The following is an 11,956-nucleotide window of genomic DNA, read 5'->3' on the forward strand; positions in this document are numbered from 1 at the left end:
ACGGCACCGACGGCACCGACCCGAACCAGGCTGCCAGATCGCCCTGGAGGGCCGGGTTCAGGGACCAGTCAAGCCACTTGTATGCGCAGTTGGGATGTGGGGCATCCTTGTGCATCATGGTCGTGTCTGCCCAGCCAGTAGCGCCCTCGACGGGGATCGTGGATGCGATCGGTTGCCCATCGAACGCCAGAATGTTCACCTGAAATGGCCATGACGATGATGCCGCCACTCCCTCGTTTGTGAAGTCCTCTATCTGGACAAAGGCATCGTGCCAGTAGCGGCCAACCAGCTTGCGCTGTGCGCGCAATATTTCAAGCGATGCTTGGTACTGCTCCTCGGTCAGCTGATAGGGGTCGGTAATGCCCAGTTCTGGTCGAGCGGTCTTGAGATACAACGCTGCATCCGCAACATAGATGGGTCCGTCATAGGCCTGAACCCGTCCGGCGTTCGACGCCCCATCGGGAAGGTTGGTCTCTTCAAACACGACGTTCCAGGAAGTCGGGGCGTCGGTTCCGAAGACGTCGGTGTTGTACATCAGCACGTTCGCTCCCCATTGGTACGGGGTTCCATAGTGTTTGCCGTCGACAAAGTGCCAGGGCGCTTCTTGCAGTCGGGAATCGACGGTGTTCCAGCTCGGGATCAGATCCGTATTGATTTCCTGGACCGTCCCACCGGCGATAAGTCGCAAGCTGGCATCGCCAGACGCGGTCACGAGGTCGAAGTCCTTTGATTCGGTCATCAGGGCGACCATTTCGTCCGACGTCCCGGCCGTCTTCACCTCGACCTGACAACCGGTTGATTCCTCGAACCCGGTGACCCAGTCATAGGCGGGATCAGTTGTGCCGTCCTCGATATATCCTGCCCAGGCGACAATAACTACTGTTCCCTCACCATCTCCCACCTCGGTGATGGGGCCCGCCTGGTCGGCCTCTCCGCCCCCTCCGCACGCTGCCAATACGATTGCCGTAACAATGGCCATAGAACTACCACGTTTATGCATGGTCATTCTCTCCTCTCGTTTTCTGCTGTTGCGCCTTGCGTCCTGGGCTTTCACGCCAGGAGTCGACAAGACTCCTTGCTCCAACTTGCCTGGACTTCGTCGCCCACCGCGAGTGACGACATGGCAAGCCTTGATTCGGTGTTCTGTTCTGCGACGGTCAGTTGGATACCCTGGACGTCGATCCGGTAACGGGTGTACATGCCTAGGTAGACAAGATCAGAGATGGTGCCGGTGACGGTACATTCGCCGGCCACTCCGAGCGTGATCTTTTCAGGTCGGACGGTGAAGCGGTCCCGTGAACCGAGTAGCTGTTCGGCCAGGCCGGAATCGAAGACATTCGAGGTACCGACGAACTCTGCGACGAAGAGGTTGCGGGGGCTTTCGTAGATTTCACTCGGGGTGCCGATTTGTTCGATCTGGCCGTTGTTGAATACGGCGATGCGATCACTCATCGTCAGTGCCTCCTCTTGATCGTGCGTAACGAAAATAAACGTGATCCCGACCTGGCGTTGGATGTTCTTCAGCTCGGTCTGCATCGTCTGGCGTAGTTTGAGGTCCAGGGCGCCGAGTGGTTCATCAAGCAGTAGGACCGAGGGTTCGTTGATCAGGGCTCTGGCCAGCGCGACCCGTTGACGTTGACCGCCGGAGAGCTGGGATGGTCGGCGTTCTGCATGTGAGTCGAGATGAACCAGTGCCAAGGCGTCGGCGACCTTGGCACGCCGTTCGGCCGGGGCGACGCCTTTGACTTTGAGCCCGTATTCAACGTTTTCGGCAACCGACATATGAGGAAACAGGGCGTAGTCCTGGAACACGGTGTTGACGTCTCTGGCATGTGGGGGAAGCGATGATACGTCGACTCCGTGCAGCATGATGTGCCCCAGGTCGGGGGTCTCGAATCCGGCAATGAGCCGGAGACAGGTCGTCTTGCCCGATCCCGATGGACCCAACATCGAGAAGAACTCGCCATCTTCGATGATGAGATCGACACGGTCGGCCGCCTTCACGGTGCCGAAGGCCTTGGAAACCTGGTTGAACTCGACGGCGACACTCACGTCGAAAGTACTCGCTTCAATGCTCGTCGGAACAGGTCGACTCCCTCGGCGATTTCAGCCTCCGTGACGATCAGCGGTGGGATCCACCGGATGATGTTTCCGTAGGCACCACAACCGAGCAGGAGGAGCCCCTCAGCTTCGGCAGCCTTGAGAACCGCCTTCGCCGTGGCCGGGTCAGGGCTCCCGGAGCCATCAACGAACTCGGTGGCAACCATAAGACCTGGCCCGCGCACATCGCCGATGCGGTCCGAGTGTTGGGCAGCCAATTCCTTGAGAAGTCCCGTAAGGACGACGCCCAGGGAGGCTGATCGTTCCACAAGCCCCTCTTGTTCGATGACATCGAGTGTGGCGATGGCGGCCGCGGCGGCGACGGCGTTCCCGCCGTAGGTGCCACCCTGGGAGCCCGGCCAGCCTTTGCTCATCAGTTCGGTGGACGCAGCGATCGCCGACAGCGGAAACCCGGACGCGATGCCCTTCGCCATGATGATGAGGTCTGGGGTGGCCTCGCCGTGTTCATATGCCCAGAACTTGCCGGTGCGCCCGAAACCGGACTGAACCTCGTCGGCGACAAAGATGATGCCGTGCTGCCGGCAGCGTTCAGCTATTCCCTCGAGGAAACCTGCCGTAACCGGCACATAGCCGCCCTCACCCAGCACAGGTTCGATGAATACGCCGGCCGTTTCCGCAGGGGAGGTCTGGGTGGCCAGGAGATGGTCGAATTCTCGAAGACAGAATTCGGTGGTTTCGTCCTCAGACCATCCATATCGGAATTTGGTGGGGAAGGGGGCGACAAAGACCCCGGACATGAGCGGCTGAAGGCCGGCGCGGTAGGCCGTCTTCGATGTTGTCATCGCCAGCGCGGCGGTGGTCCGACCGTGGAACGAGCCCTGGAACACGATGAGGTTGGTGCGCCCGGTTGCCTGGCGGACCAGTCGGACGGCGGCTTCGACCGCTTCGGTGCCGGCGTTGGCGAAGAACATGGAGTCGATATGGTCCGGTAGGTGCGCTCCAATTCGCTCGGTCAGTTCGAGAAGTCGCGGGTGCATGACCGTTGTTACCTGACCGTGAATGAGCTGCCCGACCTGCTGTCGGACGGCTTCGACCACCTTGGGATGACAGTGTCCGGTCGAGGTGACCCCGATACCTGACGTGAAGTCGAGGTACGATCGCCCGGATTCGTCGAACAGGTGGCTGCCCGCTCCCCTAACTGCCAGCACATTGGTGGATTGCGTAAGAAGGGGAGAGAGGTGGGTGGACATGTGCTGGCTCCTTATGGCAGAGACTTGATCGCTAGTGCATGGCGGGCCGGATCTGTACCAGATGGCGGGTATGTGTGAGCCAAATTACTCCACAATTGGACGCCGAGCTGCCACCCTTGTTCAGTCCCTCGGCCCGTCAGTCTGCGGGAAGCGTAGCGGGCTGAGTACCAGCAGCATTGAGGATTGAGCGAGTTTGTTCGGGTGGTTCGAGCATGGCCCTTGGTGGTCATGGTTTCTTATCACTGCATAGAGACATGACCGTGTCGCGCCTACGACCGACCCTATGATCCGCAGGTGAGATCGAAGAGGATTCTTACCGGAATTGTGCGCAGTGTCGCGGCACAATCACGCCCGTTGATCCTGGCTGAGGCGTTGCTCCTTACGGTGGTTCTGGGAGCAGCCGACGTTTGGACGGGCTCAGAGTTCTCGTTTTCGATCTTCTATTTGATGCCGATCACGCTGGTGGCGTGGACCCTTGGTAGGCGACCTGCTCTGTTCATCGCTGGCTTTGCCTCGGTCATATGGCTATTGGCCGATTACGCGGCAGGCCATAGTTATTCCCACCCCCTGATCCCATACTGGAATGCCTCGGTACGACTCGGGTACTTCGCGCTCTTCGCGATCCTATTCGCCCGCCTCCATGAAACCCTGGAGCGGGAACGAGACCTCTCGAGGGTTGACCCTTTGACAGGTGTACAGAATCGTCGGGCGTTCGAAGAGTTCGCCGGCCGGGAGGTTGAGCGAGCCGGCCGATATGCTCGCCCGATGTCGCTTGCCTTCATCGATGTCGATCACTTTAAGCAGGTAAATGATCGGTTCGGTCACCAGGTTGGCGATGAACTCCTGTCCGAGATCGCCGCCACGCTGATCTCGACGCTCCGATCGACCGACATCATCGCCCGGCTCGGCGGTGATGAGTTCGCGGTGCTTATGCCTGAAACTGATTCGCAGGCGGCGGTGGCGGCTGTTGAAAAGAGTCGCGGCGCTTTGAATGCCCGAATGCAGTCGAACTCTTGGCCAGCCACTTTTTCGATGGGGGTAGTCAGTGCAGAGGGTCCTCACTCGACTCTCCCCGACCTGCTGGCAGCAGCTGATCGGCTCATGTATGAGGCTAAACGGACAGGGAGGGATCGGATTGTGCAGAGCGCCGACCTCGGCGCTGAGGTGCCTGGCGACTCTGGCTCGGCCTAGCCGCCCGTACCCACCGTCGTAGTGGTAGTGCTGCCTGGGGCATCTGTTGATGTCGTCGAATCGACCGGCGGCGTGCCCACCACGACCTGGGTAAGCAAGACTTGCCAGGCGATGTCGAGATCGTTGGAGGCCGGTACCGGCAGAAGTGGCAGGGCCGCCAGCGTCTTATCGACACGGAACAAGACTTCGGTGACGACTGCTGGCTCCCAGTCGGGATAGTCCTGCTGGACACCATCGAGAATCACGCGGGCCGTCTGTACATCGGCTTTTGCCAGTCCATAGTTGGCCTGGAAGAGGAACAGGCGCGCTCGTGACAGCAACTCCATCGAACGTAGTAGATCGACCTGGCGTACTGTCTCGGCGTTGGCGGCTTCAAGACCTGTGGTCAGTTCGGCCTCGATGGTGTCAAGGTCGTCCAGGCGAGCGCTGTGGTCCGATATCTGGGTGGTCAACGATCCGACCTGAGCGTCGAAGTCCTGCTGGGCCGACTCGATTGCGGCGAGACGCTCGGGCATACCCGCTTCAGCGTCATTAAGGGTCGCGACCTGCGTTTCCAACTCGGTGAGGCGGGCGTCTGCCGAGTCAAGGCGTTCGGCCGCCGTTTGCGCAGCAGCCGAATTGGACGCGATCGGGTTGAGATACCGGTCTTGCACAATCGGCCAGCCGTAATAGATGGCGAGGCCGATCCCGGTCAGGATGGCGAGGACCAGGAGAATCTTGATAAGGCGCCAGAGCCGCCTGAGGAACCGACGGAAAACTCCCGGCTGGTTGGGTGTTTCGGACACCGTTGCCGGAAACGGATCCGGTGTCGACAGGACCTTGGTATCGGGATCGGACATGTGGGTCTCCTGTTGAAGGCGCGCTCAGTCACCTCTCAATGAAGTGACCACAAATACTGACCCTGAACGGAGAGTTAAGTTCTGGTTTGGGGCAAGGTTTACTACAAACCGAGTTTGGCCAAGAACGCTTGTGACGAAGGCGTCCTCTCAAGGAACTCGACGAGCAGCTCGGTCCCGTCTTTCGTACCGCCCTGAGCCAGGATGGTGTTGCGATACCGACGCCCAACGCTCGGATTGAGAACTCCCTGGTCTATGAACACGGAGAACATATCGTCGCCGTAGACCTTCGACCACAGGTAGCCGTAGTAGCCGGCGGCGTAGCCATCGGACATCATGTGTCCGAAGCTCGCTCCGAAGTGGGTTCCGGGATGTCCGGGCACGACGGTCAGGCCGATGTTGTCCCAGTAGGCGTCGGCCGCGTCAGTCGGAGCGGTGCCACCGTGTAACGCCAGGTCGTACTGGCCAAAGAAGACCTGTCGAAGGGTCTTCAGGGCGATGTTCTGGTTCCTGGCCTGGACCAGGCTCGCCAGTAATTGTTCTGGAATCGGCTCGCCAGTCTTGTGGTGGCGGGCAAATCGGCGAAGCACGGTCGGCTCCCAGGTCCAGTTCTCCATGATCTGAGAAGGCGCCTCGACGAAGTCTCGTTCCGTCTGGGTGCCCGAAAATCTGGGGAGCTTGGTCTCGGTTAGCGTGTTGTGAAGAACGTGACCGAACTCGTGGAACAGCGTCTCGACTTCGCTGTGCTGGAGTAGTGATGGGCTGTCAGAAGTGGGCTTGGTGAAGTTGCAGGCAATCGCAGAGATAGGCAGCCGATAGGTTCCGTCCGTATCTAGACATCCCGCCCGCAAACGCCAACACGCGGCGTGACCGTACTTTCCCGGCCGGGGGTGCAGGTCGGCGTAGAAGTAGGCGATCGGTGCCCTTTCGCCGGCGTTGCGAATCTCGAATAGAAGAACGTCGTCGTCCCAGGCTTTGGTTTGTTCGATTGGCGCGAATTCGATACCGAACACTTCTGCGCAGATGTCGAGCATGCCTTGAACAGTCGCGCCGAGGGGGAAGTACTCACTGACCAGGTTGTTGTCGACACCGAAGTCGAGTTCGGCTTGTCTGGCGTCATAGAAGGTCCAGTCCCAGGGCATCAGTATCTGATCGGGGTATTCGGAACTCATGAGGCCGGTGAGAACGTTCAGCTCAGCCTGGCCAAGGGCTAACAGTCCGGGTATCAATGAGTCATAGAAGGCAGCCAACGATTCAGGGTCAGCCATCTTTGGCTCAAGGGCCAGGTCGACGAACCTCTCGTAGCCGAGTAGCCGGGCAATATCCCACCGCACCTGGACGGCTTTGTTGAGTAACGGCAGATTGGCGTCTGCGGCCCGGTTCATGAATTTGAACTGCATTTTCTGTCGAAGGTCCCGATTTGTGCATTGCTCCATCAGTGGGACGTAATCGGGATACGAAACGGTGACCCGATAGGTTCCTTCGACTGCCCCGGGGGCCAGGCGCCCGAGGTACGCCTCCGACATGCCGCCAAGGTCGTCTCGAGAAACCTCTAGTCCGTCGTCCCACTCATCCAGGTTCCGCTCGTAGGCGACGTGCAGTTCGATGAGATCATTTCGGAGAGCTTGGAGCTTGTCGCGGTCCTCAGCAGCGAGTTCCTGACCGGCCCGCCGGAAGTCCCGGAGCCAGAAGTCGAGGTTCCGGCCCCATTCGCCGTCGAGTTCTGAAGCGGCCGCGTTCTGCGAATAATCCCGAATCGTTTCGTACAGGTCGCGGTTGAATGCGATGTTGGACAACCACTTCTGGATTGTTTCGTCCGCCTTGGAACCAGCGGCCCGAACCAACTCGTCCGGATGGATTCGGGCCATGAAGGCACTGACCCCATCGGCATCGCGGACGAGGTTGAGCGCCTGATCGAGCGGCGCCAGGGTGTTGGCGTAGGTTCGTTCGGAGGTTTCCGAGACGACTGTGTCAATGAGATGGTTGGCCGTGGCGATGGCAACTTCGGCGATTTCAATGGTCTCGGATGGCGTGAGGTGCGAATAGTCAGTAAGCATGGCGATTCAGGCTAGCGATGGCTGGTCCGCAAACCGACGACGGACCCGATGTCACGGTCCTGATCATTCGGTAGTGTCGGCGCAACCAAGGCTCCGAATCGGCTAGGGGAAACCATGCGAAACCTGAACGCTCACGGCATAACCCCAAAAGCGGAGGTGTATTGGGACCTTCCAACCCCGGTCCTGGTTGAGCACTCGCTGGCCAAAGGGCTGGGTTTCATGGCTCACAAAGGCGCCATCGTGGTCGATACGGTGCCGTACACGGGGAGGAGCCCGAAGGACAAGTTCGTTGTATACGAAGCGCCCTACGACGAGGAGATCTGGTGGGGCGATGTGAACCATCCGATCGATCGTTCAACGTACGAGGCGCTCTATGCCCGGGTCGCCGACTACCTTGGTGAGCGGGACATCTACGTTCAGGATCTCTATGCAGGTGCGGATCCGAAGCAGCGGCTCGCCGTCAGGACGATTACCGAGACTCCCTGGCATGCCCACTTCGCTCGCAATATGTTCATCCTGCCTCGCCATTTTCAACTCGATGACACGGTCGACTCATACATGCCGGATTTCACAATTGTGCATGCGCCGTTCTTCGAAGCCGTGCCGCAGCGTGATGGAACCAGGTCCGAGATGTTCATCATCATTTCGTTTGTCGACAAGGTTCTTCTGATCGGTGGGTCCAAGTACGCCGGCGAGGTGAAGAAGTCGGTTTTCTCGGTGATGAATTACCTCTTGCCGAAGCAGGGCTCACTGTCGATGCATGCGTCCGCCACCGTTGGAAAGGATGGGCGTTCTGCGATCATCTATGGCCTCTCCGGGACCGGAAAGACGACCCTGGCGACCGACCCGGAACGGTTGATGGTTGGCGACGACGAGATCGGGTGGGCCGAGGACGGCATCTTCAACATCGAAGGCGGATCGTACGCCAAGACGATCCGTTTGTCGGCCGCCGACGAGCCTTTGATCTTCGCGGCCGCCAATTCGTTTGAGACGATCCTTGAGAACGTCGTGGTCAACGAGACGACGCGCCACCCTGAATGGGACGACGGGTCGAAGACCGAGAACACCCGGAGCGCCTACCCGTTGGCTCACCTTCCGAACATCGTGAAATCGGGCATGGCCGATCACCCGACGGACATTGTTTTCTTGTCTGCCGATGCCTTCGGGGTGCTGCCCCCGATCTCCAAGCTGAGCCGGGAGCAGGCGATGTATTACCTGGTGTCGGGCTACACATCGAAGCTGGCCGGAACCGAACGAGGCGTGACCGAACCGGAAGCAACCTTCTCGGCCTGTTTCGGTGAGCCGTTTCTGCCGCTCCATCCGTCCTGGTATGCCGATCGACTCGCCGAACGTCTTGACAAGTTCGGGTGTGATGTGTGGATGCTCAATACTGGCTGGACGGGCGGGCCGCACGGGGTAGGGCATCGGATCAGCATTCCCCACACGAGGGCGATGCTCAACGCCGCATTGAACAAGGCGCTTGATACGGCCACCTTCGTCACCGACCCGGTCTTTGGTTTGTCCGTTCCGACCGCCGTCGAAGGCGTCCCCGACGAGCTTCTTCAACCGCGCCAGACCTGGGACGATAAGGAAGCTTTCGATCGCCAGGCCGCCCGCCTGGCCGGCATGTTCCGCGAGAACTTCAAACGCTATGCCGACGGATTCGGCCCAGAGGTCGTGAACTCTGGGCCGACCGGACACAGCACCGGGTGAGGCCGACAGAACCGCTACGACCTGGTTCGCGACAGGAAGGGCTCATGCTTCCTGACGCAGCGTCGACATTACGGCGTGTTCATCCGAACATGTTGGTGACGCGGAATGCGTAGACGACTACATTGCGTGAGCACATCACGGTGATGCGTATACGCTCGGAAAAAGGGTGGTACACGAAATCGGATCCAGGCGAGCCCGTCAACGTAGGAACATCGCCGGAATCGTATTCTCCGTTGGAGCACTAACGATCTTTGGCGTCGGTCCGGTGGGGGCGGATCATGGTGATGGAACGTTCTTGGTCACAACTCAACGCGATGGGATGCCTGGCGATAACGCCAGCCGTTCGCCGTCAATGTCAGCAAGTGGAACCCGAATTGTCTATAGCTCGTGGGCGACGAATCTGGTTGACAACGACACCAACGGCTATCCAGACATCTTCCTCTATGACATCCCCACAGGTAGCACGACCCTGATTTCTCAACGCCCCGACGGTGGCGCGTCCAACGGGCAGAGCTCGGAACCGGCGATATCTGCGGATGGCAGCAAAATCGTGTACTCGTCGTCTGCAACAAACCTGGTCGACAACGACACCAACGGTTACGTCGACGTTTTCCTCTACGACGTGAATACCGGCAATACAGTCCGGGTGTCCGTTCACAGCAACGGAGCCCAAGGTAACGCAAACAGCAATTCAGCTGCTCTATCAGCCGACGGCACCAGAATCACCTTCATTTCCCGCGCATCGAACTTTGTCGACGGGGACTCCATCGGGTCTGCGGATGTCTTCGTTCACGACACCACCAACGCGACGACCATCCGGATTTCAGCGGGCTCGACGGCCTATTCATCGGATATATCGGCTGACGGGAATCGAATCGCCTACTACACAAGCTCCGGCATGTTTGCATTCCCTGCCACCGTCTACCTGTATGACATGACGACGTCCGCGACAATTCCAGTCTCCGTTGGCATCGGCGGTACACCTGAGGATGGATCCAGTTCTTCACCGACGATTTCGGCCGATGGGACCAAGATTCTTTTTGCCTCCGAAGCTACGAACCTCGTCGCCACCGATACGAATAGCCGTTCGGACATGTTCTTATACGATGCGACAACGGGCACCATAGAGCGGATCTCAATCGGTCTTGGTTCCAGTCAGTCCAACGGTGCTAGTTGGTCTGGTGCCATTTCGGACAACGGAACCAAGGCCACGTTTCGCTCGACATCCACCAACCTGGTCGCCAATGACACCAACGCCAGGGTTGACCTGTTTGTCTATGACATTGCTCGAGGTTCTACACAGCGGGTCTCCACGAGTACCACCGGCACGCAAAGCAATGGGCAGGTTTCGGAATCAGATCTATCGGCTGATGGAAGCATCATCACGTTCGACTCCGATGCCTCAAATCTCGCCAGCAACGACATTGGTCCCGTCTCGACGTGGGACATTTTTCTCCGTGCCAGGGACGCGACGCCGGCGGTTGACGGTCTGGTCGTCTCATTGTCGGAGGCAGTCGGCCGGGGTTTTGTCGTCGGAACGGTCAGGGGCACTGACTTTCCCAAGGATCCGCTCTCGTATGTCATCGTGACAGGCAACGAGTCCGCATTATTCGCCATCGATCCGAGTACCGGTGCTGTCACGGTGAGCGGAGTCTTGGATTATGAAACGGCCGTTCGACATGTGCTGACGGTGGCGGTGATGGACGCCGCCCATTCGGTGATTGCAACCGTCACGGTCAACGTGTCCAATGTCAATGACGTCGCGCCGGCAGCCATCGACGCGTTCTCAACAATTCCGGAGACGGCCGCCATTGGTACGGTCGTGGCGAGAATGTCCGGGTCGGACAGCGATGGCGACGCCGTGAGTTATCAGATCACTGGCGGAAACGGTGCAGGATTCTTTGCGATCAATCAGACCAGTGGTGTTGTGACACTGACCCGGGCAATGGACTATCGGACACCTCGCCTGCACGAGCTCACAATTGGCGTGTCCGATGGGGTCCATACCACCAATGCCCAACTGACCGTTGCGGTTGTTTCATCAAGCTTCAACTCATTCGACGACGACGATGGGTCGATCTTTGAAGCCGACATCGAATGGCTAGCTAGCGCCAAAATCACCTCCGGGTGTGGACCTCGTCTGTTCTGTCCGAATCAGCCAGTGACTCGCGGTCAGATGGCTGCGTTTCTGAACCGTGCGATGAACCTTCCGCCTACGACGATTGACTTCTTCGCCGATGACGATGCGTCGATCTTCGAGACCGATATCAACAGGCTCGCTGCCGCCGGCATAACCAGAGGGTGTGACCTCGCGTCGTTCTGTGCCGGCCAAGTCGTCACGAGGGGTCAGATGGCGGCGTTCTTGGTGCGGGCGCTCAAACTATCGGCCACGAGTGGAGACTTCTTTAAGGACGATGATGGCTCCTCCTTCGAAAGCGACATCAACCGGTTGGCAGCTTCGGGTATCACGAACGGTTGCTCTCTCGATTCGTTTTGCCCGAATCAACCCGTTTCCAGAGCACAGATGGCTGCGTTTCTAAGACGGGGGCGGTTTTGAGGACCGGCGGCAGCGTCGCCCCTTGAGATAGAGTCCTAGGAGCCAGTAGGAGTCCGGACTGATGTATGGGACCGAGAGATGACGTACGACACGCCGTGTGTCACCATCGACGTGCCGGTGATGGAACGCAACCTCCGCAGCGTGCAAGCCGCTGCAACCGATGCCGGGGTTGGGTTGCGGCCGCATATCAAGACCCATAAGTCGACCGTACTGGCACGGTTGCAACTCGAAGCGGGAGCCGTTGGGCTGACGTGTGCCACGCTATCGGAAGCGGTTGGCTTGTCGAATGCT

Annotated in this window: 9 protein-coding genes; 4 read left to right on the top strand and 5 right to left on the bottom strand. The window is 59.1% G+C overall.

Going from position 1 to position 11,956, the window contains the following annotated elements; translation table 11 throughout:
• The 3 genes from JJE47_16905 to JJE47_16915 form a co-directional block, all read right to left on the bottom strand.
• Positions 1 to 1,006, bottom strand: a 1,006-nt coding sequence (locus tag JJE47_16905) for an ABC transporter substrate-binding protein (protein MBK5269103.1), incomplete at its 3' end; no start/stop codon positions are given.
• A 44-nt stretch (positions 1,007 to 1,050) separates the two neighbouring features.
• Complete coding sequence (locus JJE47_16910; GenBank protein MBK5269104.1) at positions 1,051 to 2,052, bottom strand: ABC transporter ATP-binding protein; 1,002 nt, start codon at positions 2,050 to 2,052, stop codon at positions 1,051 to 1,053.
• Entirely contained in the window at positions 2,049 to 3,311 is a 1,263-nt protein-coding gene (locus JJE47_16915) for an aminotransferase class III-fold pyridoxal phosphate-dependent enzyme (protein MBK5269105.1), read from the bottom strand. The genes JJE47_16910 and JJE47_16915 overlap by 4 nt, the downstream gene beginning before the upstream one ends.
• Positions 3,312 to 3,605: 294 nt before the next feature.
• On the opposite strand from JJE47_16915, the gene JJE47_16920 reads away from it, so the two are divergent.
• Entirely contained in the window at positions 3,606 to 4,502 is an 897-nt protein-coding gene (locus JJE47_16920) for a GGDEF domain-containing protein (GenBank protein MBK5269106.1), read from the top strand.
• On the opposite strand, the gene JJE47_16925 is transcribed toward JJE47_16920, so the two are convergent.
• Both JJE47_16925 and JJE47_16930 read right to left on the bottom strand, forming a co-directional pair.
• A complete protein-coding gene (locus JJE47_16925; GenBank protein MBK5269107.1) occupies positions 4,499 to 5,341 on the bottom strand; it encodes a hypothetical protein in 843 nt (280 codons plus the stop codon). The genes JJE47_16920 and JJE47_16925 overlap by 4 nt on opposite strands.
• A 101-nt stretch (positions 5,342 to 5,442) precedes the next feature.
• Positions 5,443 to 7,395: a Zn-dependent oligopeptidase gene (locus JJE47_16930; GenBank protein MBK5269108.1), complete on the bottom strand. Its 1,953-nt coding sequence runs from the start codon at positions 7,393 to 7,395 to the stop codon at positions 5,443 to 5,445.
• 114 nt (positions 7,396 to 7,509) lie between these two features.
• Between JJE47_16930 and pckA the strand changes: the two genes are divergently transcribed.
• From pckA to JJE47_16945, 3 genes are all read left to right on the top strand, one after another.
• Complete coding sequence (gene pckA, locus JJE47_16935) at positions 7,510 to 9,108, top strand: phosphoenolpyruvate carboxykinase (ATP) (protein ID MBK5269109.1); 1,599 nt, start codon at positions 7,510 to 7,512, stop codon at positions 9,106 to 9,108.
• A gap of 295 nt (positions 9,109 to 9,403) precedes the next feature.
• Complete coding sequence (locus JJE47_16940) at positions 9,404 to 11,665, top strand: cadherin domain-containing protein (GenBank protein MBK5269110.1); 2,262 nt, start codon at positions 9,404 to 9,406, stop codon at positions 11,663 to 11,665.
• A gap of 78 nt (positions 11,666 to 11,743) precedes the next feature.
• Positions 11,744 to 11,956: alanine racemase (locus JJE47_16945; protein ID MBK5269111.1), on the top strand; the 213-nt coding region annotated here is incomplete at its 3' end.

The organism is Acidimicrobiia bacterium, from assembly GCA_016650365.1.
Classification (GTDB): Bacteria; Actinomycetota; Acidimicrobiia; order Spongiisociales; family JAENVV01; genus JAENVV01.

Excerpts from the sequence above, each read along its gene's own strand:
- JJE47_16915 (MBK5269105.1), bottom strand. The coding sequence starts at position 3,311 with ATGTCCACCCACCTCTCTCCCCTTCTTACGCAATCCACCAATGTGCTG.
- pckA (MBK5269109.1), top strand. The coding sequence starts at position 7,510 with ATGCGAAACCTGAACGCTCACGGCATAACCCCAAAAGCGGAGGTGTAT.
- JJE47_16930 (MBK5269108.1), bottom strand. The coding sequence starts at position 7,395 with ATGCTTACTGACTATTCGCACCTCACGCCATCCGAGACCATTGAAATC.
- JJE47_16925 (MBK5269107.1), bottom strand. The coding sequence starts at position 5,341 with ATGTCCGATCCCGATACCAAGGTCCTGTCGACACCGGATCCGTTTCCG.